The organism is Aminivibrio pyruvatiphilus (assembly GCF_004366815.1).
Classification (GTDB): domain Bacteria; phylum Synergistota; class Synergistia; order Synergistales; family Aminobacteriaceae; genus Aminivibrio; species Aminivibrio pyruvatiphilus.
Window position 1 is genome coordinate 1 of sequence record NZ_SORI01000030.1, and the last position, 25880, is coordinate 25880.

20 protein-coding genes are annotated in these 25880 nt (G+C 62.8%); 5 read left to right on the forward strand and 15 right to left on the reverse strand.

The features are described from left to right. Nucleotides 1-270 precede the first annotated feature (270 nt). Entirely contained in the window at nucleotides 271-1263 is a 993-nt protein-coding gene (locus C8D99_RS13980; protein ID WP_133959125.1) for a TRAP transporter substrate-binding protein, read from the forward strand. Between the two features lie 75 nt (nucleotides 1264-1338). Here C8D99_RS13980 and C8D99_RS13985 read toward each other — a convergent pair whose 3' ends face one another. The 12 genes from C8D99_RS13985 to C8D99_RS14035 all read right to left on the reverse strand — a co-directional run bounded on the left by C8D99_RS13985 (nucleotide 1339) and on the right by C8D99_RS14035 (nucleotide 16032). Next, nucleotides 1339-2730, reverse strand: a complete 1392-nt coding sequence (locus C8D99_RS13985; protein ID WP_133959126.1) for a uracil-xanthine permease family protein — start codon at nucleotides 2728-2730, stop codon at nucleotides 1339-1341. A gap of 110 nt (nucleotides 2731-2840) precedes the next feature. After that, the gene (locus C8D99_RS13990) at nucleotides 2841-4223 is read right to left on the reverse strand and encodes a uracil-xanthine permease family protein (protein WP_133959127.1); all 1383 of its coding nucleotides are present in this window, start codon (nucleotides 4221-4223) and stop codon (nucleotides 2841-2843) included. 103 nt (nucleotides 4224-4326) lie between these two features. After that, nucleotides 4327-6249: an aldehyde ferredoxin oxidoreductase family protein gene (locus tag C8D99_RS13995; RefSeq protein WP_166670209.1), complete on the reverse strand. Its 1923-nt coding sequence runs from the start codon at nucleotides 6247-6249 to the stop codon at nucleotides 4327-4329. A 115-nt stretch (nucleotides 6250-6364) separates the two neighbouring features. Next, the gene (locus C8D99_RS14000) at nucleotides 6365-8782 is read right to left on the reverse strand and encodes a xanthine dehydrogenase family protein molybdopterin-binding subunit (protein ID WP_133959129.1); all 2418 of its coding nucleotides are present in this window, start codon (nucleotides 8780-8782) and stop codon (nucleotides 6365-6367) included. A 15-nt stretch (nucleotides 8783-8797) separates the two neighbouring features. Then, on the reverse strand, nucleotides 8798-9295 hold the full coding sequence (locus tag C8D99_RS14005) for a (2Fe-2S)-binding protein (protein ID WP_166670210.1): 498 nt from the start codon (nucleotides 9293-9295) through the stop codon (nucleotides 8798-8800). Beyond that, on the reverse strand, nucleotides 9292-10170 hold the full coding sequence (locus C8D99_RS14010; protein WP_133959131.1) for an FAD binding domain-containing protein: 879 nt from the start codon (nucleotides 10168-10170) through the stop codon (nucleotides 9292-9294). The genes C8D99_RS14005 and C8D99_RS14010 overlap by 4 nt, the downstream gene beginning before the upstream one ends. Nucleotides 10171-10288: 118 nt before the next feature. Beyond that, nucleotides 10289-11092 carry a cyclase family protein gene (locus C8D99_RS14015; protein ID WP_133959132.1) on the reverse strand — a complete coding sequence of 268 codons (804 nt, stop codon included), beginning with the start codon at nucleotides 11090-11092 and terminating at the stop codon, nucleotides 10289-10291. A 45-nt stretch (nucleotides 11093-11137) separates the two neighbouring features. Next, nucleotides 11138-12397 (reverse strand): YlbE family protein, encoded by a 1260-nt coding sequence (locus C8D99_RS14020; protein ID WP_133959133.1) that lies wholly within the window; start codon nucleotides 12395-12397, stop codon nucleotides 11138-11140. A gap of 2 nt (nucleotides 12398-12399) precedes the next feature. After that, nucleotides 12400-12576 (reverse strand): hypothetical protein, encoded by a 177-nt coding sequence (locus tag C8D99_RS15280; RefSeq protein ID WP_166670211.1) that lies wholly within the window; start codon nucleotides 12574-12576, stop codon nucleotides 12400-12402. A 2-nt stretch (nucleotides 12577-12578) separates the two neighbouring features. Next, nucleotides 12579-14138, reverse strand: coding sequence for an acyl-CoA synthetase FdrA (gene fdrA, locus C8D99_RS14025; RefSeq protein ID WP_243833958.1), 1560 nt, complete (start codon nucleotides 14136-14138; stop codon nucleotides 12579-12581). 20 nt (nucleotides 14139-14158) lie between these two features. Further along, nucleotides 14159-14794, reverse strand: coding sequence for an oxamate carbamoyltransferase subunit AllH family protein (locus C8D99_RS14030; protein WP_208321203.1), 636 nt, complete (start codon nucleotides 14792-14794; stop codon nucleotides 14159-14161). 53 nt (nucleotides 14795-14847) lie between these two features. Next, nucleotides 14848-16032 (reverse strand): CaiB/BaiF CoA transferase family protein, encoded by a 1185-nt coding sequence (locus tag C8D99_RS14035; RefSeq protein WP_133959135.1) that lies wholly within the window; start codon nucleotides 16030-16032, stop codon nucleotides 14848-14850. 350 nt (nucleotides 16033-16382) lie between these two features. Between C8D99_RS14035 and C8D99_RS14040 the strand changes: the two genes are divergently transcribed. After that, nucleotides 16383-17939 (forward strand): PucR family transcriptional regulator, encoded by a 1557-nt coding sequence (locus C8D99_RS14040; protein ID WP_133959136.1) that lies wholly within the window; start codon nucleotides 16383-16385, stop codon nucleotides 17937-17939. Here the strand turns inward: C8D99_RS14040 and C8D99_RS14045 are convergent. The 3 genes from C8D99_RS14045 to C8D99_RS14055 are packed head-to-tail and all read right to left on the reverse strand — an operon-like array spanning nucleotide 17936 to nucleotide 21575. Further along, entirely contained in the window at nucleotides 17936-18418 is a 483-nt protein-coding gene (locus tag C8D99_RS14045) for a (2Fe-2S)-binding protein (RefSeq protein ID WP_133959137.1), read from the reverse strand. The genes C8D99_RS14040 and C8D99_RS14045 overlap by 4 nt on opposite strands. Continuing rightward, nucleotides 18415-19224: an FAD binding domain-containing protein gene (locus C8D99_RS14050; RefSeq protein WP_133959138.1), complete on the reverse strand. Its 810-nt coding sequence runs from the start codon at nucleotides 19222-19224 to the stop codon at nucleotides 18415-18417. Before C8D99_RS14050 ends, C8D99_RS14045 begins: the two co-directional genes overlap by 4 nt. Next, nucleotides 19221-21575 carry a xanthine dehydrogenase family protein molybdopterin-binding subunit gene (locus C8D99_RS14055; protein WP_133959139.1) on the reverse strand — a complete coding sequence of 785 codons (2355 nt, stop codon included), beginning with the start codon at nucleotides 21573-21575 and terminating at the stop codon, nucleotides 19221-19223. The genes C8D99_RS14050 and C8D99_RS14055 overlap by 4 nt, the downstream gene beginning before the upstream one ends. Before the next feature lie 125 nt (nucleotides 21576-21700). Here C8D99_RS14055 and C8D99_RS14060 point away from each other — a divergent pair, with 125 nt between their 5' ends. From C8D99_RS14060 to C8D99_RS14070, 3 genes are all read left to right on the forward strand, one after another. Then, on the forward strand, nucleotides 21701-22711 hold the full coding sequence (locus C8D99_RS14060; RefSeq protein WP_133959140.1) for an ABC transporter substrate-binding protein: 1011 nt from the start codon (nucleotides 21701-21703) through the stop codon (nucleotides 22709-22711). Nucleotides 22712-22777: 66 nt separating this feature from the next. Next, complete coding sequence (locus C8D99_RS14065; RefSeq protein WP_133959141.1) at nucleotides 22778-24469, forward strand: ABC transporter permease; 1692 nt, start codon at nucleotides 22778-22780, stop codon at nucleotides 24467-24469. Between the two features lie 4 nt (nucleotides 24470-24473). Beyond that, nucleotides 24474-25547, forward strand: coding sequence for an ABC transporter ATP-binding protein (locus C8D99_RS14070; protein ID WP_133959142.1), 1074 nt, complete (start codon nucleotides 24474-24476; stop codon nucleotides 25545-25547). Nucleotides 25548-25880: the final 333 nt, after the last annotated feature.

Sequence of the window (25880 nt, forward strand, 5' to 3'; positions counted from 1 at the left end):
TGGTCTTCGGGAAGCCAGTCCTCAATGGACTGGGGGAGTATGTACGGAGTCGCTCTGTCTACTGTCTGGAATCTGGTCACCATGCTCTTTCGCCGGCTTTGGTCGGGATGAGTCTATTTTATCCGATGTGGCCTAAGTCCGACAGGCTCCTAGAGGGCAGGATGCGGTGAGGAAACATCCGACGAAGGGAGGCTGGGAAAGGGAAAAATCGGGGCAACGGCAGCGGAGCGTTTCTGCAACTCAAGAAAACACTTGAAAGGGGAGAAATCAATGAAACTGAGAACAGGTATCGCAGCGGTACTTCTTGTGGCCCTCTTGACAGGCACGGCCTTCGGCGCCCAGTTCACCATCAACGCGGGCATAGGCCTGAACGACAAGTCCGCCCAGTTCCAGTCCCTGAAGTTCTTCAAAGAGATCGTGGAGAAGAACTCCGAAGGGAAGATCGAAGTGGTCCTCTTCCACTCCAGCCAGCTCGGCGACGACCGTACCATGATGGAAGCCCTCAAGATGGGAACCCAGGAGATGACCTGCCCCTCGACCGCTCCCATGACGGCCTTCGTCAATGCCTTCAAGATTTACGACCTTCCCTTCATCTTCGCCGGCGAAGATGTGGCAGACTACATCCTCGACGGGCCCGTGGGGAAAAAGCTCCTCGACATGCTCCCCGCCCAGGGTATGATCGGCCTCGCCTACTGGGAGAACGGCTTCAGGATGCTCACCAACAGCGTCCACTCCGTCAAGTCCCCCGAGGACCTGAAGGGGCTCAAGATCCGCACCATGGAGAACCCCATCCACCTGGCAGCCTTCAAGGTAATGGGCGCCAACCCCACCCCCATGGCCTTCGGCGAGCTCTTCTCCGCCATGCAGCAGAAGGTTGTGGACGGCCAGGAGAACCCCTGGGGAACCATCTTCCTGCAGAACTTCTTTGAAGTCCAGAAATTCGCCACCGACACAGGGCACGTTTATTCACCTTTCGTGCTTCTCATCTCGAAGATTTTCTGGGACAAGCTGCCCGATGATATGAAGAAAGTCGTCCAGGACGCCGCCGACCAGGCGAAGGTCCACAACCGTGAGATCAACCGGAAGATGAACGCCGAGTACCTTGAGAAGCTGAAGGAGAAGATGGAAGTGACCATCCTCACCCCGGAGCAGAAGGCCGCCTTCCAGCAGGCCTGCCAGCCCATTTACGACCAGTTCGCCAAGGACATCGGCGAGGACCTGATCAAGGAAGTCCAGAAGCTTACCTCGGAATACAAGAAATAATAATCAGCGCAGCGCAAAAACAGGGCGGTCTCCCAAAGGGAGGCCGCCCTGTTTTTGCGGTTCTGAAAAAAATGCCTACTTCATCCTGACGCCGATGCCCCGCTCCTCGTCCGTTCCGGGGACAAGGGAGTCGCAGAAGGCCGCGCAGATACCCGCCACCGCCATGGGGGTCTTCAGGATGGCCCAGATCATGCCGCCGATTGTCTGCAGGAAGGGATTGTACTCGGGATTCATGAAGAACGCCTGGTTCTGCTCGATCCACCCGGGAAGACCCATGGCCATGAGGAACGAGAATCCCACGATGAGGACGTTCCGCTGGCTTCCCATGTCGGCCCGCATGAGTACCTGGATTCCCAGGGCGCCGATGGTGCCGAAGAGGGCGATGTAGGCGCCGCCGATGACGGGCGACGGCATGGTGGCAACCAGGGCACCGAGCTTCGTGACGAAGCTCATGAGAATGAGGATGATGGCTCCGGTGCGGACCACCCAGCGGGAAGCCACGCCGGTAAGGCCGATGAGACCGATGTTCTCCGTGTAGGAGGTGGTTCCCACCGATCCGAAGAGGCCGGACAGGGCGCAGTTGAGCCCTTCGGCGCCTATGCCCCGGCTGATGGTCGCCTCGTCGGGATCATCGAGTCCCGAAGCGTAAGAAACGGAGTGGTAGTCACCCACCGATTCGATCATGACGGCAAAGAACCCGGCGAGCAGGGCACCGAAGGCCAGCATGCTGAACTTGGGGGCGCCCCAGGGCATAATGACGTTGTAGCGAAGCCAGGGAGCCTCGATAACCCTGCTGAGATCCACGTGGGCGGGATGCCCGGCGGGGAATATTCCCGCCCTGCTCAGCCCCAGGCAGACGAGGTAGGTCAGCACGATGGAGGAGAGAATGGCGAAGATGTTGGCGTACTTGTTCTTGCTCACGAGGCTGAAGATGAAGATGAGGGCCACCACCATGAGGGAGATGGGCCAGTAGTTCGCCGCGTTGAACTGGATGGCCGTGGGGGCCAGAGAAAAGCCTATGGCCATGATGACGGGGCCGATGACCACGGGCGTGATGATCTTCCTGATGTAGCCGATGATCCCGGTGTAGCCTATCACCGAGAGGATGATGCCGCCCAGGATGAGACCTCCGCCCATGTACTGCATGACCACGTCGGGCCCCATGGCCTTGTAGGCCCCGATGATGGTCATTACCGACGGGATGAAGCTGAAGCTCGATCCCTGGACGATGGGAAGGCCGGTGCCGAACTTCGGGTGGGTCTGGATGAGGGTGGCCACGCCCATCCCGAAGTAAACGCACGAAATCAGGGCCGCAATCTGGAGCTGGTCCATACCCATGGCCGGTCCGAAGATCAGGGGAACGAGCGCCGTGGCGCCGAACAGGGTCAGAACGTGCTGGGCGCCCGCGAGGACCATGATGGGGAACGGGGGCCTGTCGAGCAATCCGTAGACTACCTTCTTTGCCATTGGCGAATACACCTCCTGTAAGTTGGTATTACTTCGAAGGAACCTTCATTTCTTCCCGGCGCACCGGAATACTCCCGCCACACCTCCTTTCACTGAGAGATCCCGCCTCTTCACATCCCGGGGCCGTCGTCTTCCCCCGAGGCGAGGAAATGGTTGACCAGCAGATTCATGAAGACACCCACGGTAACGGCGATGAACACGTTGTTGTTCACGTACATCCTCCAGAAGGGCGTCAGCGTGGCCGCCCACTTCGCACCCGCCGTGCTCGCGTAGAAGGGGAGCATGATGGCCATGCCGAGGGCCGTGCCGGCCACGAGGTTGTTCTTGAGATTCCGCTTCTCCGAGGTGATCACATCGATGCCGGAGAACATGATGAGGCTCGCGCTAATGGCGAAGACCCCGCCTATGGCCGCCCTCGGGATGGAGGCGAGCATGACGGCGAGCTTCGGCGAAAGACCGTACAGAAGGAACATCACCGCGGCCACCTGGGTGACGAACCTGCTGGCGATGCCCGTGGCGGCGATGATGCCGATGTTCTGGGTGTAGCTTGTCACCGGCAGGGCCCCGAGGAAGCCGCTGGCGATGCATCCTGCTCCTTCCGCGGCGATCCCCCGGTTGATGTGCTTCACCCTGTAGCTCTCGCCGGAAACGGCGCAGGTGGCGGCATAGTCGCCCAGGGACTCGAAGATGGATCCGATGTACCCGGTAAGACCGCCGATAACGGCGGCGATGACAAAGGCAACCGCCGTGTCGGTGCCGTCAAGGCCCCGGAAGGGAAAGAGCTTCGGCATGGCGAACCAGGGCGCCTCCGCCACCCTGGCCCAGTCGTATTCACCGAGAAGACTGGCCGCGCCCACACCCACAAGGAGAGTGGACACCAGGATGAACCCCCGGGACATGATCCCCCTGCACCGGAACTTCAGGAAGAGAGCCACCAGGAAGGCAGCGAGGGCGAGCGCCAGATGCATCTGCCTTCCGCTGCCGAAGATCCACGTGAGGGAAATCCGGGCGGCTACAAACCCTATGGTGGCCACCACTGAACCGGTCACCACGGGGGGAATGAACTTCCGGATCCTGCCGAGCAGCCGGGACATGCCCAGCAGGACTTCCAGGATTCCTCCGACGAACACGGCGCCCCACATGGCGGGAAAGCCGTACATGGCCGTCACGGGCCCCATGGCTGAGAGCACCGAGGCCGAGGGCCCCTGGACGATGGGAAGCCTGTTGCCCACAGTGGTCTGGATAAGGGTGGCCACGCCCATGGCAAGGAAGCAGGTGCTGATCATGACGGGCAGCACGGACTGGGGCAGCCCGGCAAGGGTGACGAACATGCCGGCCCAGATGAAGGGCGTGAAATCGACCAGGGTCACCTGCCAGGCGTAAAACAGGGTTTCGAGAAACGTTTTCGGGCGGTCTTCGATGCCGAGAACCGGTGTGATGGAACTGACCACTTCCTGTTCGAATACGAGCTGTTCAGGATCATAGGAAGGCATTCTTATTTTCCTCCTCGAAAGGATAGTCTCATTTCCCCCTGCTGACCGGGCCGACCCCGGATCCGGGAGAGGGAACCTCCGGGAAAGCGCATTGCATGAGCCATCACGACGTTTCCGGCCACCTCCCCTTCCGCAGGTATTCCGCGATGTCCGGGGCACCGATGTTCATCAGCCCTTCGGTTGTCTGCAGGCCGGTTTCGGGGTCCCATCCCCGTTCGCGGTAAAATTCGTCAAGCATCTTCTCAAAGGACGGCCTGTCCATCACCGCCCCGGCATAGGGTCCGAAGGTGAGGGGCTCCTCCATGACCCTGGCCGGGAGCATGTCATCCTTCCTGCCGAATCCGGCATGGACCGTGTTGAAGGCCTTCTCGGCCTCGACGATCCGCCGTCCTCTCCTCCAGATCTCTTCGGGAGTCAGCCCGCCGCAGCCGAAGGCCTCCAGGGCGCGGGAAAGGGGTTCAATGTCCGCCAGGGCGGGATCATACCACCCGGAGGTGAAATAGCACATCCCCACCGAGTCGACGATGGCCTTGTAGATTTCGTACCAGGCGACGAGCCTGCCTTTTCCCCCGTATGATCCGGGAACTCCGGCGTTATCATTGCCGAAGAGCCATTGTCCGGTCCAGGAGGAAATCTGCCGGTTTTCCGTCTGGGGCGAGCCGTTGAGGTGTCCCCCTCCCCTGGCGCTCACCGCCATGCCGAACCCCCACGCCTTGTGTGACCGGACCCCCTGCTCGTTCAGCCCGACCCCCTTGACGTGCATGGCGAACTGTTCGCTGCCCCGGCCCACAGTCTTCGCCGCCTCGAGCACACCTTCGCCGAGCAGGCGGCCGAAGCCCTTGCGTTCGGCGATCATACCGATCAGGGCAAGGATGGCCTCCCCGTTTCCCCAGCGGAGCTCCAGGCCGTCCGTGTCCGCAGGGCCGAGGAGCCCCCGCTCGAAACACTCGATGGCCCAGCCGAGGGCTGCGGCTACGCCGTCCACGTCAAGGCCGGACTCGTTGCAGAGCCTGTGGGCCTCCAGAAGGGCGGCAGGATCGTCCAGGTCGAGGTTGGACCCCAGCCCCCGGACCGAGTTCGCATGCATGCCCTCCACCTCGATCCTCTTTCCGTCCCGTTCCGTTTCGTAGAGATGGAGGCAGGAGAGAGGGCAGTTCCAGCAGGCGGTCCGCTTCCTCTCCATGGGACGGAAGGCTGCCTCGCTGATGCGGGCGGACTTTTCACCGTCCCAGAATTCCTCCTGGAGGTTCCTCACCGAGGTGGGGACTTTGCCGCTCCATCCGCCGACGCCCGCCATGCCGTGGGTACCCCCGGCCCGAAGGGCGGCTGACGCGGACGACGCCCTGAGTACCCAGGAATACCGGCGGCTTTCGGCAAGGAAAGCATCCCCGTCTGCCGCTTTCGGTATCTCCCTCCCCGAGGCGGCCACCGCCTTGAGATTCTTGTAGCCCATGACTGCGCCGGAACCTCCCCACGCCAGGGCATGGGCCCGGTCGATCATCACGCAGGACACGGCGGCGAGCCTTTCGCCGGCGATGCCGATGGAGGCCGTTTCCGCCCCGGAATCACCGGTCACCGTCCGGACGGCGTCCGCCGTTTCGGAGACGGAAAGCCCCCAGAGTTCCGAACCGTCCCGGATTTCCACCTGTCCGTCCTTCAGCAGGATCCAGCAGGGAGAGGAGGCCCGCCCGGAGATCACCAGGGCGTCGAACCCTGCCTGCCGGAACTTCGGTCCCAGGTTTCCGCCGCCGCTGGAAGTGGAGATGCCGCCGCTGAGGACGTTCTTCGTCACCAGGGCGATCCTGGAGCTTCCGGGAAAGGACGTCCCGGTGAGGCTTCCCGCCGCGAACACGAGAAGGTTTTCAGCGGACAGGGGGTCCGTGCCGGGGACTACGCCCCGGAGAAGTTCGAACACACCGAATCCGCGGCCGCCGAGGTTTCCGTAAAAATCAGGCGTTTCCCGGATTTCCACCCTCCGCTCCGTCAGGTCGACCCGGGCAACTCTTCCCGTTTTGACTTCCGGCACATCCGTCACATCCTTCATACTGTCGCTTTATACTGTCTTCAGGGAACCTGGGGTGCAACCGGCCTTTTTGAGCGACCGGTTGCACAAAATGAATTCTACCACAGGTCCCGGAGAATTACTTCCATTCCTTGATGGCGTTCTTGTAGGACTGCTCCAGGGCGTAGGGATATTCCCAGAGATCCGTCTCTCCCTTTTTCTTCGCCTGGATGGCCTTGTAGACCCGCTCCCTGTTCAGAGGGTAACTATGAATCCTTATACCCAGGGCATCAAAGAGGGCGTTGTCCATGGCGGGTGCGGGCGAGATCATGGAGTGCTCGCCCACTCCCCTGTTGCCGTAGGGTGAAAGCTCTTCGGGAGTCTCCTCCCAGAAGGCGTCCAGGTCGGGGGGGACGTCCAGGGCGGTGGCTATCTTGTAGTCCGTGAAGTCGGGGGTGAGGAGCCTGCCGCGCTCGTCGTAGTACATGCCCTCCATGAGCCCCGCCGAAATTCCCTGGACGGTGCCTCCCTCGATCTGCCCTTTTACGTTGACGGGGGAGATGGCCTTCCCCACGTCGTACCCGGCGGAGACCTTGTTCACCTCCACGGCGCCCGTGGCCGGATCCACTTCCACGTCAATCCCCACGGCGCCCACGGTGAAGTGCACCACGCTCTTGGGAGACTGTCCCGTCTCGGGGTCCGGGTAGATCACGTCCGGCGGAACGAAGCTGCCGGTGCCTATCACGGGGCCGCCCTTGCAGTTCCCGTCGGGCATGGGGAATCCGCTCTGGATATGCTCGTCGATGGGTTCCGCCTTGCCCTTCTTCCTGCATTTCACGATGCCGTGCTCGATGGTGATGCTCTCGGGCTCCACCTGCCAGTATTCGGCGTAGAGGGCGAGGAGCTTCTGCCGGGCGTCGGCCGCCGCCCGCTTCACCGCCATGCCCATGGACCAGCATGAGCGGCTGGCCACCGTCTGCCAGTCGTAGGGATGGCTCTGAGTGTCAGGGTAGGGGCACCTGATCTTTTCGATGGGGATGCCCAGTTCTTCGGAGACCATCTGGGAATAGGCCGTGTAGGCCCCCTGCCCCATGTCCATGGTGGCGGCGAGGACTTCCACCGTTCCGTCACCCAGGATCTTGACGATGGCCGAGGACGCGGCGTCCGCCGGCATGGCGGGAGCTTTCAGGGCGAGGGCGAACCCCTTGCCCCGAACCCATCCCTTCCGGGAGGCTGGCTCCTTTTCATTGAGCCTGATACGGTCCACCACCTTGCCCACGATGGTGTCGAGGGCGTGGTTGTTCATGGGCATGCCCGTGCACGTGGGCAGGCCGGGCTTGAGAATGTTCTTCAGGCGGAACTCGATGGGGTCCATGCCGATCTTTCTCGCGGCGATGTCGATGACCACTTCCATGGCACCCATGAGCTCCGGAAGGCCGAAGCCCCGGTAGGCGCCGCCGAAGGGCTTGTTGGTGTAGACGGCATAACTGTCGGTCCAGACGTTGGGGATATAGTAGCAGCCCGTGGAGGAATAGCCGGCGCTCCGGACGGGGTTTGCCCCGTACTCGGCGGATATGCCGGTGTCGAAGTAGAAGGTGTTGCGGATGGCGGTGATCTTTCCTTCCCCGTCGATGCCGAGCTTGATCTTGGCCACGTAGGCCTGGCGTACCCAGGAGGTGAGAAGCACTTCTTCCCTCGGGATGTAGAGCTTCACCGGCCTGCCCCGGACGTCCGGGTTCATGGCCCCGGCGAGGCAGAGGGCTTCCACCGTCATCCCGGCCTTTCCGCCGAAGCCTCCCCCGATGGGAGGGGCGATGACCCTGATTTTGCTCAAGGGATATTTCAGTCCCTTGGCCACGATGTCCCGGAGGGCAAAGGCCGACTGGGCGGTGGACCAGATGGTCAGATCCCCGGTGGCCGGGTCTTCCCTGCAGATGCAGCAATGGGGCTCGAGGAAGCCGTGGGCGATCTGGGGACAGTTCACCGCTTCCTCCACGATGTATTCCGCCTCGGAGAAGGCCTTGTCCACGTCGCCCCTGCGGATGCGGAACCAGTTGCCGATGTTCGTTCCGGGGAAGGGCGTGATGAAATCCACGTGGTCGTAGGTTTCCAGCTCGGGGTGGACCAGGACGGAGTTGTCCGTGGCGGCCTTGACGGGGTCGAAGATGGGGGGCAGTTCCCGAAATTTCGCCGTGACCTTGAGCATCCCCTCTTCCGCCGCTTCCTCGGACTCGGCGATCACCAGTGCCACGGGTTCGCCCACATACCGGACCTTGCCGATGGCCATGGGCGTGCGGTCCTGGAGGTAGAGGCCGAACCGGTGGACAAAGTCCTTTCCGGTGACCACCTTGACGACGCCCTTCACCTTGAGGGCTTCGGAGAAGTCAATGGACAAAATTTCGCCGTGAGCCACCGTGGACCGGACCGCCCGGGCATGGAGCAGTTCCGGACCGAACCTGAGGTCGTCGGTAAAGGCAAGGGTTCCCGCGGCCTTTTCCACGTCGTACTTTCTCTCGGTCCACGTTCCCACGCCGCTCCTAGTAACGGTCTGTTTCATGGCAGACACCTCCCGTCACCGCACGCCGCCGGGGGTGTGCCCCAGCTCGCGCAGGGCCGCCGCGGCTTTGCGCACCGCCCTGAAAATAGGGATGTAGCCCGTGCACCGGCACAGGTTTCCCGCAAGGGCGACCCGGATTTCCTCTTCCGTGGGGTCCGGGTTCTTCCGGAGAAACGCGTAGGCGGACATGATCATCCCCGGGGTGCAGAAGCCGCACTGAATGGCCCCTTCGTCCACAAAGGCCCGCTGGATGGGGTGAAGCTCTCCCTTCGGCCCCACGAGACCTTCCACGGTCAGGACGGATTTCCCTTCCGCCTCCAGGGCGAGGATCATGCAGGATTTCTGGGCCAGGTCGTCGATCACCACGGTGCAGGTACCGCACTCCCCTTCCTCGCAGCCCCGCTTGACGCTGGTGACGCCGTATTCCCGGAGGGCCCGGAGAAGGGTCGTCCGGGGTTCCACGGAAAAGGTCACCGGCCTCCCGTTGAGAATGAAATGAACGTCTCTCTTCATGATGCACTTCCTCCCTGGAGCCTCTCCGCGCAGAGAGCGACCGCCCGTTTCGTCAGCTCGTCCACCATGGAGATCCTGTATTCCCGCGACGCCCGGACGTCGGTGATGGGGTTGGAAGCCTCGGCGGCGGCCTTCCCCGCCCGGTCAAGAAGATCATCGCCGGGGGCTGTGACCCCCTCAAGGATCTTCTCCGCTCCGGTCGCCCGGACCGGCCTGGGGGCCACCGCCCCGCAGGCGATTCTGTAGGTCCTTCCTGCCTCTCCGTCTACGGCGAGGCACGCCACTCCCACCTGGGCAAGGTCGAGAGCGTTTCGCCGGGCAAGCTTGAGATAGCATCCGGCACTCCTCCCCCCGGGAAGGGGAAGGGTCGCGGCGGTCACGATCTCGCCGGGGCTGAGACAGTTCTTCCTCGGCCCCGTAATGAAGTCGGAGAAGGGGATGTCCCGCTCGCCGCCCGGGCCGAAAACATGGAGCACCGCCTCGTAGACGGCGAAGGAGGGAATGATGTCCCCGGAGGGGACGGATGCGCAGATATTGCCGAGGACCGTGGCCTTGTTCCGGATAAGCACGTCGGAATGGGAAAGGCAGGCGTCCCGTAGGACGGGATAGTAGCGCTTTACGTCCTCGTTCTCCGCCGCTTCGTTTACCGTGGCGAGGGCTCCGATTTTGATGCCCCTGTGGGGGTAGAAGGATATCCCCTTCAGTTCGGGTATTTCCGACAGATCGACCAGGAGAGCGGGATGGACAGCGTGTTTCCGCATCCAGACGATAACATCCGTTCCTCCCGCCTTCACCATAGCCTGTGAACCGTGCTTCTCCAGGATCTCCGCAGCGGAGGCGAGAGACCTGGGCCGCTCCATTTCAAAAGCCAGCATGAAAACCACCCCCCGAAAAAACACAGGCGAACGGCACGGTACAGGGAATACCGCCGCGGCGGCCGCCTGCCCTATGGAAAAAAGGCGTCCCCCAAAGGGGACGCCCGAAGAAGCTGATTTATTCCTCTGCGAAAGCGACGATGCGGGAGATGCAGGATTCCCCGCCGACGAACCTCCAGGGGAAGCAGCCGATGGTGACGCGCTTGCCGCTGACCAGGTCGATGTCGCCCGCCACGCACTCGGCATGGATCAGGTTGCTGGGGAAGAGGGCGATGTGCATCACCTGGTAGTCCTCTTCAGGGAAGAAGTCATCAAGGCCCTTGCCGTACTTCTTTTTCAGGTGGGCGTCGGCCTGCCTGGCCTGGACGGGCATCCACTCGCGGATCTTGGTGTTCATCGGGTGGTCAGCGGATCCGCAGTCCACGCCGATCCACTTGATCTTTCTCTTGAGGGCCCACGTGGCGAATTCACGGGTGGGTCCGGGGTGCTTCACCATGTACCGCACTTCGTCAGCCTCGGGCTCGTTCCAGCCGTACCGGTGATAGCCGGTGTTGATGATGAGGATGTCGCCGTCACGGATGTCAGCCCGGGCCTCGAGATCCTCGGGGGTATAGATGCCGTAGTCCTCGGCAATATCCTTGATGTCCACCACGACGCCGGGCCCCACGAGGAAATCCTTCAGGGGCAGGCTGGCGATGTCGCCGCCGTGGCCGCAGAAGTGGATGGGGCCGTCGAGATGGGTCCCCACGTGGTTGGAGTGGGTCAGAAGCTGTCCGTTGGCTCCGTTGGGTGCCAGGCGCTTGAAGTACTTCACCTGGAGGGGTTCATAGGTGGGCCAGGGCGGGGTCTGCACGCCGATGGGAATGGTGAGGTCATAGACCTTGATGTTTGCCCAGTTCTTCAGTTCGAGACTATTGCTCATTCAAAAACGCCTCCTTTTAGATTGAATCAATCCGGTCTTCCCGGGTCATTCGCCCAGGTACCGGTCCGCGAACGCCCCGGCGGCCTTGAGAAAGGCCTCGGCAGGCATCCTGACGATTCCTGCGCCCACCTGTCCCTTTCCGGGTTCCCTGTGGGCCGCGCCCGTATCAAGAACGGGAGTCACTCCCGTTTCCGCCACTTTGAGAATGTCGATTCCCGTGGGGGTTCCCCTGAAGTTCAGGGCGGGAATGGTGAACATGTTGTTTTCACCCTCCGTGATCTCGTACATTTCGAGGGTGTAGTTGGCTGCGTCCTTCGGTGTTCCGCCGATGAACTGGACGATGGCCGGGGCGGCTGCGAGGGCGAAGCCCCCCACGCCGTAGGTCTCCATGATGGCGCTGTCGCCGATGTCCCGGTTGGTGTCCTCCCTGGTGAAGCCGGGGAAGAGAAGTACATCGGGGAGTGCCGCCTGGCAGGTGAACCAGTCGTCCCCGAGGCCGGACACCTTGATGCCGAACTCGGTGCCGTTCCGGGCCATGACGGTGACAAGGCTGGAGCCTTCAACGCCGTGGGCCGCTTCCGTGGACGCCTTGCCGGCCGCCATGGCAAGGTTCAGGAAGAAATGGTCGTTCTTGTCGATGAACCGGATGACCTCGGCGAGATCCGCGGAATTTCTGCAGGTTTCCACGAGGAAGGGGGCGATGGCCCTGAGGAAGAGGGATGTGCCCGCCTTGTTCCTGTTGTGGAGCTCGTCTCCCATGTGGAGGGCCTGGGCGATCATGTTCTTCACGTCCAGCTCCTGGCCCCGCTCGACGCTGAGCCGTATTCCGGCGTCAAGAACCGGATAGAGAACCTTCTCCATCCACCGGAGCCTCTCGATGACTTCGGGAGCGAAGGCTCCCATGCGGAGCACCTTGCCGAGTCCCTCGTTCATGGTGACATAGGATGTGTTGCCCGCCGTCCTGTTTTCAAGGACGAAGACGGGCATGCTCGGAGAGACGATCCCCGCCATGGGCCCCACCGCGTGGTGATGGTGGCATGGGTCGAAGGTGATGCCCCCGCCTGCGGCGAGTTTTTCGGCATCCTCGGGAGTGTCCGCCCACCCTTCGTACATGCATGCGGCCATGACGCCGCCCCGGATGGGTCCGGACGCCGTCTCCCACGAAAGCGGAGGCCCGGCGTGGAGAAGCATCCTGTCCTTCATTCCCGGCACGGTGTCCTTAGCCTTTCCCATGCCCACCACTACAGGCTGGGCGGAAAGCAGCCGGGAGAGAGCCTCCCCGTTCGCCTTTTCGATGTCGATCACTGTCAGTTTCCTCCCTTCCTGAGCTTTTTCAGCCGGGCGAGGAGATCCCCGCCCGCAGCGGAGGGCTTCCAGTCCATGGAGACCGCCTCCGCCTTCTGGGTCTTCAGATCGGCGTAGAACTGCTCCACGCCGATATTCACAACCTTGGGTCCTTCCTTGAGCAGTTTCGTCATGGACATGGTCATCCCTCCAGGATCATGGCCGCCAGGCGGGCTGCCCGGGCGTTGCTGTCGCAGACATGCACGCCCAGCTCCCCGAGAATCTTCCGCTGCTCCGAGGCATTCTGGGGGTCCGAGTCCACACCGCAGATGGACGCCACGAAGGCGATCCGGTCGCCGGCCGCCGACCTGGCCTTGCGGATCCCTTCCGCAAGTCCTGCGGCGGGGTTGTCGTTGCACCCGTAGCCGAGAACCACATCGAAGAGGATCACTCCCACTTCCTGGTCTTTGGCCTCTTCGTAGATCCGCTCCGCCCGGAGGGAGACGTCGATCATGGGGTGGAGCCGTCCCTGGGTGAACTCGTCCTCGCCGTAATCCACCATGGAATGCTGTTCGCTCCTCAGGCTGTCTTCGAGCTTCATCTTCTTGTCCAGGGGGGTGTTGCTCCGGATGGGGCCGAGAATGTCCCGGGCGATGAGCTGCCCTTCGTAGCAGAGGGTACCGCCGGAGTACAGCCCCCTGAGGAATCCCTTCCGCTTCCCGATGGTTTCGGCCCTCCGCCGGAGTGCTTCATACTCCCGGAAGAGGTTCTCCCTTGCGCGGGCACCGTCCCCGCCTTTTGCAAGCGCGGCGGCCACGGCGGCGGTTTCCTCGAGCTCCCGGCAGATAAAGACGCCGCCGGAATCGCCCTTCGCCTCGCCGCCTATGAAGCCGAGAACGGCAGGCTTCTTCCCCGCCTTCACGGCCTGGAGGATCTTCTGCTCCACCTCCGGTGCGGGCGGCTTGCCGAGGACGATGAGCAGTTCCACCTCGTCGTCGGCGAGCAGCGCGTTCACCGCCTGGAGACACATGATGCCCCCCACTTCGCGGCGGACATCCCTGCCTCCCGTTCCGATGCCGTGGAGGACGCCCACCCCCCGCCTGGCGAGCTGGACGTGAACCTCCTGGAGTCCGGTGCCGGCGGCAGCGACGATGCTCACCGGCCCCGGAGGGCAGGCGTTGGCCATGCCCATGGCCACCCCCCGGATAATGATGGTGCCGCAGTCGGGGCCCATGACGAGCAGCCCTTTTTCGGCGGCGGCCTTCTTTATTTCCACTTCCTTCTCCACGGGCACGTTGTCGGAGTAGAGCATGACGTTGAGGCCCTTTTCGATGCAGTCCATGGCCACGTCGCCGGCGTACCTCCCAGCCACGGAGATCAGCGCGAGGTTTGCGTCGGGGAGGACCGAAAGCGCTCCGTCAAGGCTCTTGGGGCGGTAGTCGCCCCCTGAATCCGCCTTTCTCCCCGGAGGATTTGCGAGATATTCCTTCGCCTTCGCCAGGGCTGCCGTCAGGACGTCCTCTCTCTCCGCCTCCGGAGCACCGGTTTTGACGGCGATGATGAGATCGTTGGGCGTGGCGTCAACGCCGGTGAGGTCGAATCCGCCGGAGCCCATGATTTTGTAGTTCGCCTCGGTTCCCATGCTCAGGGAGGCTACGGAGACGCCGTCATCCTTCAGGAGCTCCTTTGCCACGAGCATGAGGGTGACGCTGTCGTAATAGGTTCTCCGGACAATTTCAATCCGCTGATGTGAAGAGGGCACAGTTCCTCCTCCTTTCCCGCTTATCCGGTCCGCTCCCGGCAGAGGGCTTCCGCAAGCCCTGCCAGCCAGGCGCGGCCGGAGGTATGACCCCAGTCCGCAATACTCCCGGCACTTCCCGTTACTGCCCCCGGATCTTCCGATGCAAGAGCGCAAAGAAGCCGTTTTGCCCGAAACCAGATGCCCCCTGCGAAGGCGTCCCGGAGCATTTCTCCCGAGAGCCACGACGTGAGGCCGGGGACAGGGTGAAAAGGAACGTCTTTTCCCTGCCAGAGCATGCCCGTGGCAAGGCCGGAAAGAAAATCATCCCCTGCGGGGGTGCTGCCCGGCCCGAGGCCGATGAGTTCATTCCAGGCCCGCCGGATAACCGGCTCCTGCAAATCCGACAGCTCATCGGAAAGAAAATCCCCCCACTCGGCAACGAGCCCTCTCCAGCGGGGGTTCATCTTTTCCGCCGGAAGGGCGGAATCGTAGGTCACATGAACATCCGCGGGGCGGACGGCAATTTTTTCCCCCGCCCGGACCGGCGGGAGCGTTTCCACGAGGAAGGTTCTCGGCCCCATGTCCTCCGGAGAGGTCACAAGGGACCATCGTCTCCGCTTCTCTCCTTCTTCGAGATTGACCGTTCTTCTGTATATCTCGCGGACGGAGAGGGACACCGGCTTTTGGCCGGTGTCGGCGCTCCGTCCGGAGACGGGGAGTGCAAATCCGATCAGACAGCGCCGTCCTTTTTGAGCTCTTCGAACTCGGCGGCGGAGAATCCGAGATACGACGTCAGAATCTTCTCCGTATGCTCGCCGAGCACCGGCGCGGGGGCCTCAATTTCAGAGGGCGTTTCGGAAAACTTGATCGGAACGCCGGGGATCCTGGTCGCACCGGCTATCGGGTGGAGTATGTCGACGATCATCTTCCGCGCAAGCACCTGGGGGTCATTGACCACATGGGCCATGTCGTTGATAGGACCGCAGGGAACGTGACTTTTCTCAAGGGCCGAAAGCCAATATTCCGTCGTCTGACGGACCGTGCGCTCCTCCATGATCACTTTCAGCGCATCGAAATTCGTCACCCGTCCGGGGTTATCCGCGAAGCGGGGATCATTCTCGAACTCCTCCATCCCGAGGACGCCGCAGAATCTGTGCCAGATATCGTCGTTGCCCACAGCAATGTTCATCACGCCGTCCGCGGTTGCAAGCGTAGCGAAAGGCGAGATCGCAGGGTGTTTGTTGCCCATTGGACGGGGAATATCTCCAGTCACGAGGTAGCGGGAGACGGCGTTTTCCAGCACGGCCACCATGCAGTCGAGCATGGCGACATCGACAAGCTGGCCTCTGCCTGTCTTCAAGCGCGAGTTCACCGCGGCGAGAACACCGATGGTGGTGAAAAGACCTGCAAAAATATCCGCGATCGAACTCCCCACCTTCGTGGGAGTATGCTCATCGGGACCGGTGACGCTCATCATGCCGCCCATACCCTGGATAATCACGTCCATGGCGGGGCGTCTGCTGTACGGGCCGGTCTGACCGAACCCGGAGCTTGCCGCATAGATCAGGCGGGGGTTCTCTTTGCGGAGATCCTCATACCCCAGGCCGAGCTTGTCCATCGTCCCGGGCTTGAAGTTCTCAATGAGAATGTCGCTCTTCCTGGCGAGAGACTTGAGGATTTCCTTGCCTTTTTCGTGTTTCAGATTCAGCGTGACGCTTTTCTTGCCCCGGTTGAGGCTCATGAAATAAGCGCTCTCGCCCCCCTGGAAGGGGGGATACGCACGGGTATCGTCTCCTCCGTCGGGACGTTCGATCTTGATGACCTCGGCCCCCATGTCGGCGAACATCATGGCGGCAAACGGCCCCGCGAGCACCCTGGTCATGTCCAGTACAACAAGTCCTTCCAACGGTTTCATAGGGAATACACCTCCGGAATCTCCAGCTGCGGCGCACAGAATTGCAGCCCGCTCTCCTTACTGCCTCCGGCCCCGCCGGATGTAGGCTTGTGACAAAATGGCGGGGACCTCACGATACTCTCTGAATGTCATCTCTATCCAGCCTCGATGCGGACCGGGAAGATATACCCGGTTGCCGAAAAACGCCTGTAAAGGTACAAAATCACGTTTTACACACAGCTTATTTTATCATACAATATGTTTGGATTTGAAGAATTACAATGTCATTATATAACACAAATGCTCTTCCTTTCCGGCACCCCCTGACACCGGCCGGAAGGAGGATGCACACAAAAAGAGGTACATTTGACATGATCGTTGCCGACCTTCTGAAAAAACACCTGTTTCCCGACTTCCAGATTCTTGCCGGCAGCGGGGGCCTCAGCCGGGAGATCAGCGCCGTCTCCGTCCTGGAGGCGCCCGACGCCGACCACTGGATGCGCGGCGGCGAGTTCCTCGTGGGGAGCGGCTTCGTCTTCAGGGACGACCCCGAGCAGCTCACCCCCCTCATCAGCAGGATGAATGCCAAGGGCATCGCGGCGGTGGGCTTCAAGCTCGACCGCTTCCACCACAGGCTGCCGGAAAGCATGACCGCCGAGGCTGACGCCCTGCAGCTTCCCATCCTGGAAGTGCCCATGCACTACCGCTGGACGGACATCATCGACGTGATCCACACCCACCTGGTCCAGGAGCGGAACAGGGACCGGCCCGACGACCTCAGCGCCTTCTGGGAGGAGAGCCTCGACTTCCGGAAACTCATGTCCGGCTTCGCCCAGAACCTCCAGCGGGATCTCCTGGTGCAGGCTCCCCAGCTTGATCTCAACAACCTCTTTCTCTCCGAAGGTTCCATCCTCGGCGGCGAGGCAGTGCAGAAATGCCTGGACCTGCCGGTGGTACAGGAGACGGCCCTTCCCAAAAGGGGACAGGTCCATTCCTGCGTGGAGGTCAGGAACAGCGGGCAGATTCAGCGGTTCGCCGCCTATCGGCTGAGGCTCGACACCCCCATCTCCATTTTTGTCGTCCTCTCCCCGGGTGAACTCTCCCCGTCGGCCCGGCAGGAGCGGATGGTGCTGAGAGCCCTGACCATGCTCAGGGCGTCTGCCCTCGAAATCGCCATCGTGTCCAGCAAAAAGGTGATGAAGAAGGAGCGGTTCCTCGAGGGGCTCTGCTTCGGCCTGTACTGCGACCCCGCCATGATCCGCATCAACCTCAGGGAGCTGGCAATCCCCCTCTCCCTTCCGGCTTCGGTACTTATCGCCTCCACCGCCGACGGGCTTTCAACGCCCCGCTGGACATCCCCGTCGGGCCTGAGCTACCGGCTCGGCAACACCTGGGTCACCCTCATTCCCTCTTCCGACATCGAAAACCTGAAAGATTCTCTCCAGCAGGAGGGATCTGCCCTGGGGTTTCATTTTTCCTTCGGCTCCCCGGCCGGCGACCTCATGGAAATTTCCCGGTCCTACCAGGAGGCCCGGAGAACCTTCTCCCTGCTTCGGGATTTCTCCCTTCCCCCGGGGGTCTACTTCTACGAAGAACTCTCCCTGTTCGGCCTCCTGCAGAGCATGTCCAAACTGGCCGAGGCACGGGATGTCTGGGAGAGATTCTGGGAACCCCTGGAAAAGGACCCCTCCCAGGCCCGGCGGAGCCTGCCCCTGAAGGAACTGGCATCCATGCTCGTGGCCAGGGATTTCAACGCGAAATCCTGCGCCGGGGGGCTTCACCTTCATTACAATACCGTCAGGAACTACCTCAGGGAGATCGAGACATTGCTGAAAGTGGACCTGAACAACCCCCATCACCGTCTCGGCATCACCCTGGCCTGCCACATCAACGGGAGCATCGCCCGGGAACGGTCCTCCCTTTCCTAGCCGCCCTCCCCCGCCGCCAGTGCCCTGGCGGCGGAGATGGCCTTCCGGATGCCTTCGTAGCCGGTGCACCGGCAGAGGTTGGACTCGAGCCACTCCCGGTCCGTTTCGTCATCCGGTTCAGGATGAGCGGCTATAAGGGAATGGGCGTTGAGCAAAAACCCCGCCGTGCAATAGCCGCACTGAAACCCGTTGAACTCCAGGAAGGCTTTCTGTACCGGGGTATCCTTCAGTCCTTCGGCGGTGGTGATCCTGTGCCCTTCCGCTTCCACTGCCAGCAGAAGGCAGGACTTCACGGGAAGGCCGTCGAGAAGGACCGTGCAGGCCCCGCAGTCTCCGTTTTCGCACCCGGCCTTGGCCCCGGTGAGGCCGAGCTCTTCCCGGAGCACCCGGAGAAGGGTGTCCGAGGGCCTGGCCGCCACAGCCCGCCGTTCACCGTTCACCAGGAGGTTCAGTTCCGTGATGCCGGACAGCCGCTTCATGAGGGGACCACCTCCAGGGAGAGAAGTATATCCTCGAGAACCTGTACGAGAAGGGCCTTCCTGTACCCGGCCCCGGCCAGGGCGTCTTCCCTGACCCTGTGGGGAAGACTTTCCGCGACCTTCTCCGGGGGCGTGACCGCCGCCGCGGATAGGGCGACGGGATAGTCGAACACCCCGGAGAGGGCGATGTCCACCGTCTCACCATCCCGCACCGCCGCTCCGGAGCAGAGGGGGTAATCCACCCTCCCGCCCCGGACCTTCCGGGACGAGGCAAAGGGAAGGGATGCGAAGCGCTCATCCACGGTGAGGGCCACCAGGAATTCTCCTTCGCCGAGCTTCAGCCGCCTGTCGAAGGCAGTTTCAAGAGCCTCCTCCCGGAGTCCCTCCGAACCGAAGACCAGGGCGACCCCGGCGGCGCACAGGAAGGGCAGGACCGCCTCCCTGTAGGGAAGGGCGCCGCAGACATTCCCGCCGAGGCTGAGGCGGTTCCGGACCGTCTTGTCCGCCACGGTCCGGGCCACAGCGGACAGCAGGGGGAACCCGCCCCGCTCAACCGCATCGGTGAGAGAGCAGGCCGCGCCAAAGACGAGTCGCCCCCCGAAACACCCCAGGGCACGGCACTCCGGGACGCCCTTGAGGTCGATGACGCAGTCCGGGGAGAACGCGCCGCTTCGGGCAAGGGCGACGATCTCCGTCCCCCCCCCGTAATACGCCGGGTTCTTTCCGGCCCGTTTTTCCTCTCTCCAGGCGTCCCTGGCCTCCTCCAGGCTTTCGGGAAGTATGTAGTCGAAATCCCGGGCGATCATCGGTTTTCCTCCTTTTTTCTGAGAGCCTTCCAGATAGCCTCCGCCGTAACCGGCAGAGAGCGGAATTCCGTGCCGAAGGCCCTGGACAGGGCTCCGGCCACTGCGCCCGGAATTCCGAGGACCCCCTGCTCTCCCATGCCCCTCATGCCCAGGGGCCCCCCGTGCTGGGGCGTTTCCAGAAAGCATACATCGTACTCCGGATCCTCGCCGTACCGGGGGATCTTGTAGTGCCGCAGGGAACCGTTGAGCACCCTGCCGGAGGAAGAGAACCGGAATCCCTCGGAGCAGGAGAAACCGAGGGCCATCTCCATGGCCCCCACGGCCTGCCCCCGGGCGAGGTCCGGGTTGATCACCCGTCCCACGTCCATGGCGCAGACGGCCCGGACCACCCGGTACGAGCCGTCCCGGGGATTTCCCTCCACCTCCACAGCCTCGGCCCCAAGGGTCCATTCCAGGGCGGGGTTTCCCCCGCCCGTGGCGGGATCGATGGAGGACAGCCCGGGAGCGATGTACCGTCCCACGCCGAACACCTGCCCTTCCACCGAATTGCCTCCCGGATAGGTGTACCCTAGCACCACGGCGGAGAGGGGAAGCCCTCTTTCAGGATCGCCTCCGTGATAGACCCGTCCTCCCCCGACCTCGAGATCGCCGGGGCTGCACCGCAGAACGATGGACGCCGTGCGCCGGATCCTCTCAATGGCCATGCCCGCCGCCTCGAGGGCGGCGTTCCCCGCCATGAAGACCGACCGGCTCGCGGCGGTGGCCCAGTCATGGGGAGACCGGGACGTGTCCACCTCCGTGTGGACGTGGACCATGTCCGGAGAGACGCCGAACCGGTCGGCCACCATCTGGGCGAGGGCGGTGTGGGCCGCCTGGCCGATCTCGGTGACACCCACCGAGAGGTTCATGGAGCCGTCCTCGTTGAAGGTGAGGATGGCCCCCGCGTCAGTGTTCGGAGGCATGGCGGGTGCCTTCCAGAAGGCGCCGATCCCCTTTCCCGTGACGTTCCCCGAAGGGAGGGTCCCCGAGGCTCCCTCATCCCACCGGATCATCTCCGCCGCCTTCCGGATGCACCCGGGAAGATCCCCTGTGCTCGAGTCCATGACGCTGCCCGTGGGGCTCCTGTCCCCCGGCCTGATGGCGTTTCGGATCCGCAGCTCCACGGGGTCGAACCCGCCTGCCGCCGCCAGGGCATCCATGGCCCGCTCCACCGCGAAGCAGAGCTCGATGTGGCCGAAGCCCCTGTAGGCCGTGGCGAAGGGGGAGTTGGTATAGACGCAGAGGGAATCGCAGGTCACGTTCTCCGTCCGGTAGGGGCCGGTGCAGGCGATGGCGGCCGCCCGGCTCACGTTCACCGCGTAGTCGGCAAAGGCGCCGCTGTTGAAGAGGTACAGCAGGTCCATGGCGAGGAGGTTTCCCTTCCGGTCGGCGGCTATCTTCACCGTGGCCTCCAGGCCGATGTGTCCCGGAGAGGCGGTCATGTCCAGTTCCCTGGTGTTGGCCAGGCGGACGGGCCGGCCTCCCACGGCCCGGGAAAGCAGCACGGCAAGGCCTTCGAGCTGGATGCCTGCCTTGCCCCCGAAACCGCCCCCGCAGGGCGGGGCGATGACGGTGATCTTCCCCTGGGGAATCCCGAGGAATATGCCAAGGAGATTCCGCACCACGAAGGGAGCCTGGGTGGAAGAATAGACCATGTGCCTGCCGTCTGCCCGGATGGAGGCCACGGCGCACCGGGGCTCCATGGCGGCGTGGTCTCCGGGGGGGAAGGACACGGACACTTCCGCCGTCACCTCCGCGGCGGCAAAGGCGGCGGACGGGTCCCCTTTCCGGATTTTTGTCCGGTTGGCCACGTTGGTCCCGGGCTCGGGAAGAATGTCGGGGATGTGGGAATACATTTCCATTTCGGGATGAAGCACCGGAGCGCCGTCCTCCAGGGCTGCCCGGGGCGAGAGAACCGCCGGGAGAGGTTCGTACTCCACCCGGATTTTTCCGGCGGCATACCGGGCCTCCCGCTCGCTGTCGGCCACCACGGCCGCCACGGGTTCCCCGAAATGGCGCACCGTTCCCCTGGCCAGGGGAGACTTGTCTCCAAGGTAGAGGCCGAAGAGGATCGGGAAGTCCTCCCCCCTCACCACCGCCCGGACACCGGGACACTGCTTCGCCTCCTCGAGGTCCATGGACACAATCCGCGCAGAAGCGTGGGGGGATGGAAGAAGGACTGCATGGAGCATGCCGGGAAAGAGCAGGTCTCCCGTATATGCCAGCTTGCCGGAAACCTTGGAAGGTCCGTCCGCTCTCGGTACCGGCCTTCCGACGGAAGGCCCGGCGCCCTGTGTGGGATTCGTCGTCATGGATCCTCCTCCTTGTCGAAAAGTTATGGAACAAGTGTATCATTTCCCAAGAAATAGCGGGAGACCGAAATGTGTTACAATAATTCCTATGCTCCACAGACTCATTCCAGGGAGGGATTCCGGAAATGAAGAAACACGGCAGACTGTTGACCGTTCTTGCGGGGGCGCTTCTCGTCCTGTCGCTTCTCGCCGGGGCGGCCGCGGCGAAGGAGCTGGTGGTCTATTCCAGCGTGGACGAGGAAAACGCGAAGAACATCCTCGACGAATTCTCGAAGGTCTCGGGCATAAAGGTGAACATGGTCTTCCTCTCATCAGGCCCGGCCATGAGCCGCATCGAGGCGGAGAAGGCGAACCCCCAGGCGGACGTGTGGTTCGGCGCCCCCAGCGAAAACCATATCGTGGCGAAGGACCGGGGTCTGACCCAGCCGTACCTCCCAGCAGCGGCGGCGGATCTGGCTGCCGGCTTCAAGGATCCCGAGGGCTACTGGGTCGCCTTTTACATGAACCCCCTCGGTTTCGGCGTCCTGGCAGAGGAGCTGAAGAAAGACGGCAGACCCGTGCCGGCATCCTGGAAGGACCTTCTCGACCCGGCATACAAGGGCATGATCCAGATGCCCTCCCCCCAGTCCTCGGGCACGGCCTACGCCATGATCATGACCCTCATCGAGACCTACGGCGAGGATGAGGCCTTCAAGTACATGAAGGCCCTCAACCCCAACATCCAGACCTACACCCAGAGCGGCACGGGACCGAGCAAGAACCTGGCCATCGGGGAGACCCAGATCGCCATCCAGTTCACGCCGGCCTTCCTGAAACTCGTTGACGAGGGCTTCCCCGCCTCCGTCATCTTCCCCGCCGAGGGCGTGGGATTCGAGGCCGCCGCCATGTCCATCCTCAAGGGAGCGAAAAACCTCGACTCCGCCAAGGCTCTCACTGACTGGATCGTGTCCGCGGAGGCCCAGAAGGTGCTGAGCGCGAAGAAGACCTACTTCTTCCCCGTGAGGGCCGACGTCTCCGCAGGAGAGGGGCTTCCCGCCCTTTCGGAGATCAAGCTCATCGATTACGACCGCATCAGGGCGGCCCAGGAGAAAAAGCGCATCATCGACCGCTGGGTGACCGAGGTCCTCGGACAGTAGAACCATCCGGCAGACAGATTTCCGGGGGGGAGGCGCCGGCCTTCCCCCCGCCGTTCAGGAGGCGCCATGGGCACATTCGCAAAAGGACGGAGGGAAATCCGGCTCCTTGCCCGGGACCCTCTTCTCGCGTTTCTGGTGGTACTTCTCTTTCTCTCCCTGGCCCTCTTCGTGGCCTATCCCCTGCTGTCGGTGCTCGTGAAGAGCCTCCAGACCGACGAAGGGACCTTTACGTTCGGAAACTACACCCGTTTTCTTACATTCAGATATCTCCGCTCGTCTTTATGGAACAGCCTCTCCGTGGGCTTCGCCACGGCTGCGGCCAGCGTGGCCGTGGGCTATGCGGCGGCCTTCACCATCACCCGGACGTCCATCCGGTGGAAGAAAGCCCTCCACCTGGTCTTCATCCTGCCCATCATCTCCCCGCCCTTTACGAGCGCCCTCTCCATCCTCATGCTCTTCGGCGCCAACGGCCTCATCACCCGGGGACTGCTGGGCATACGGAACTACAACATCTACGGCTTCAAGGGGGTACTCCTTTCCCAGATCTTCACCTTCGCTCCCGTGGCCTACCTCACCCTGAAGGGCGTGCTCGAATCTCTGAACCCCACCCTGGAGGACGCCGCCATGAACGTGGGGGCCGGCAGGATGCAGACCTTCCTCAGGGTGACCCTGCCCCTCAGCCTTCCCGGCATCGCCAGCGCCTTCCTCGTGGTGCTCATCGAATCCCTGGCGGACTTCGGCAACCCCCTGGTGCTCGCGGGAAGCCGGTTCCCCATGCTCTCCACCCAGGCCTACCTGGAGATCACGGGCTCCTTCAACCTTCCCCTGGGGGCCGCCCTCGCCGTGGTGCTCCTCATCCCGTCCATCACGTCCTTCGCCATCCAGAGGTACTACCTGCAGAAGAGGCAGTACACCACCGTGACGGGAAAGCCCACCGCCTCGTCGTCGAAGCTGGTCAGCCGGGGAGCCCGGCGCGGGCTCGTCACGTTCGCGGCCCTGTTCTCCGGCTTCGTCCTCCTCTTCTACGGGACCATCTTCCTCGGGGCCTTCACCAGGGTCTGGGGGTATGATTTCTCCCCCACCCTCGAGCATTTTTCATACGCCTTCGGCGTCGGCCTCGGGACCATCAGGGACACCCTCATCGTGGCCCTCTGGTCCACACCCCTTTCGGGCTTCCTGGGAATGCTCATCGCCTTCCTGGTGGTCCGCACATCCTTCCCCGGCAAAGGGCTTATGGAGTTCACCTCCATCCTCAACTTCGCCGTGCCGGGAACGGTGATCGGCATCGGCTACATCCTCGCCTTCAACCGCCCGCCCCTGATGCTCATGGGGACCCTGGCGATCCTGGTGCTGAACTTCGTCTTCCGGTACATCCCGGTGGGCATCCAGTCCGGCATCGCCGTGCTCCGGCAGATCGACCCCTCCATCGAGGAGGCGGCCCAGAACCTGGGAGCGGACAGGATGACCACCTTCCGCAAGGTCACCCTGCCCATCATCGCGCCGGCCTTCTTCTCGGGCCTGGTCTTCGCCTTCGTCCGGGCCATGACCGCCATCAGCGCCGCCATTTTCCTGGTGTCGGCCAACTGGAACCTGCTCACCGTGCAGATCCTCAACCAGGTGGGCTCCGGAAGGCTCGGCGTCGCCGCCGCCTTCAGCGTGATCCTCGTGGTCATCGTCGTAGCCGCCATGGCCGTCATCGAGCGCCTCGTCCCCGGCCGGACCGGGGGCATGGCGGCAATCCAGATACAGGAGGAATAATCCCGTGAAACTTCGCATCGACTCTCTCGTCAAGGATTTCGGCAGCTTCGACGATCCGGGAGGCCTCTTCCGCGCCGTGGATTCCGTCTCCCTGGAGGTGGACGACGGAGAGCTCGTCACCCTGCTCGGGCCGTCGGGGTGCGGCAAGACCACCCTGCTCCGGATGATCGCCGGGTTCGAGGACCCCACCTCGGGGGACATCTTCTTCGGCGAACAGCGGATGAACGACGTCCCTCCCAACAGGAGGAACGCCGCCATGGTCTTCCAGTCCTATGCCATCTTCCCCCACCTGAACGTGAGGGACAACATCGCCTTCGGCCTTCGGCTCAGGAAGCTGACGGACAGGGAAATCCGCGAACGGACGGAGAACGTGGTGGACCTGGTGGGGCTGGGGGGCATGGAGGCACGGCAGCCGAGCCAGCTCTCGGGAGGGCAGCAGCAGCGGGTCGCCCTTGCCAGGGCGGTGGTGATGGAACCTTCCCTGCTCCTCTTCGACGAGCCCCTGTCAAACCTGGACGCCAAGCTCCGGGAGCAGATGCGGATCGACATCCGGAAGCTCCAGCAGCGGCTGGGAATCACGAGCATCTACGTCACCCACGACCAGATCGAGGCCATGAGCATCTCCGACAGGGTGGTGGTGATGAACCGGGGGAAAATCGAGCAGACGGGAGCCCCCCGGGAGCTGTACTCGAAGCCGGCGAACCGCTTCGTGGCCTCCTTCATCGGCAAGGCGGCCTTCCTGCCCGGGGAAAAGGCGGCGGCAGGATGGACCCTTCTCGGCAGGCCGTGGAATCCCGAAGCGGGAGAATCCCTGATCCCGGGAAAATACGACATCATGGTCCGCCCGGAGGGCGTCCGGCTCTCTCCCGCCGGGAGCGGAACAGGACACCTCGATGGGACGGTCATCAGGTCGACCTACCTCGGGAGCGTCATGGAGTACGAAGTGGACCTCCCAGGCACGGAACCGGTCACGGTGCACATCCCCAACCCCTTTGAACGGAACCCCCTCGCTCCGGGGGCCGCGGCGGAGCTCACGCTGATACCGGAAGGCCTCCATTTCCTCCCGGCGGAAAAATAGAAAAAGGGGAGAGCCTTTCCTCCGGTTCTCCCCGCAAATCATTCACTCTACAGGCTTCCGCCCGCAGCCGCGATCCTGGCGGACGACATCGCTGCGGAGCTTGGCGGCCCGGACGCCTGAAAGCCTTTCATCAATAAGCAAAGAGGGATCGTTCTGGAGGAACAGGACATCCCTCTTTGTTTTTCGGGCCCGGAAAAAACCTTTTAAACCTGGATTCCCGCCTACTCATAACGAGGCTGGAGGTTGGACATCCATAGCCTCGTAGATTTTCCGTTGCTTCTCCAAAATCTCGCCGACAAGCAGCCTTTGTCCAGGATGTTCGAAACATTCGAT

Excerpts from the sequence above, each read along its gene's own strand:
- C8D99_RS14035 (WP_133959135.1), bottom strand. The coding sequence starts at position 16,032 with ATGAAACCGTTGGAAGGACTTGTTGTACTGGACATGACCAGGGTGCTC.
- C8D99_RS14000 (WP_133959129.1), bottom strand. The coding sequence starts at position 8,782 with ATGAAACAGACCGTTACTAGGAGCGGCGTGGGAACGTGGACCGAGAGA.
- C8D99_RS13990 (WP_133959127.1), bottom strand. The coding sequence starts at position 4,223 with ATGCCTTCCTATGATCCTGAACAGCTCGTATTCGAACAGGAAGTGGTC.
- C8D99_RS14040 (WP_133959136.1), top strand. The coding sequence starts at position 16,383 with ATGATCGTTGCCGACCTTCTGAAAAAACACCTGTTTCCCGACTTCCAG.
- C8D99_RS14005 (WP_166670210.1), bottom strand. The coding sequence starts at position 9,295 with ATGAAGAGAGACGTTCATTTCATTCTCAACGGGAGGCCGGTGACCTTT.
- C8D99_RS14065 (WP_133959141.1), top strand. The coding sequence starts at position 22,778 with ATGGGCACATTCGCAAAAGGACGGAGGGAAATCCGGCTCCTTGCCCGG.
- C8D99_RS14010 (WP_133959131.1), bottom strand. The coding sequence starts at position 10,170 with ATGCTGGCTTTTGAAATGGAGCGGCCCAGGTCTCTCGCCTCCGCTGCG.
- C8D99_RS14050 (WP_133959138.1), bottom strand. The coding sequence starts at position 19,224 with ATGATCGCCCGGGATTTCGACTACATACTTCCCGAAAGCCTGGAGGAG.
- C8D99_RS14045 (WP_133959137.1), bottom strand. The coding sequence starts at position 18,418 with ATGAAGCGGCTGTCCGGCATCACGGAACTGAACCTCCTGGTGAACGGT.
- C8D99_RS15280 (WP_166670211.1), bottom strand. The coding sequence starts at position 12,576 with ATGTCCATGACGAAACTGCTCAAGGAAGGACCCAAGGTTGTGAATATC.
- C8D99_RS13985 (WP_133959126.1), bottom strand. The coding sequence starts at position 2,730 with ATGGCAAAGAAGGTAGTCTACGGATTGCTCGACAGGCCCCCGTTCCCC.
- C8D99_RS14055 (WP_133959139.1), bottom strand. The coding sequence starts at position 21,575 with ATGACGACGAATCCCACACAGGGCGCCGGGCCTTCCGTCGGAAGGCCG.
- C8D99_RS14060 (WP_133959140.1), top strand. The coding sequence starts at position 21,701 with ATGAAGAAACACGGCAGACTGTTGACCGTTCTTGCGGGGGCGCTTCTC.
- C8D99_RS13980 (WP_133959125.1), top strand. The coding sequence starts at position 271 with ATGAAACTGAGAACAGGTATCGCAGCGGTACTTCTTGTGGCCCTCTTG.
- C8D99_RS14015 (WP_133959132.1), bottom strand. The coding sequence starts at position 11,092 with ATGAGCAATAGTCTCGAACTGAAGAACTGGGCAAACATCAAGGTCTAT.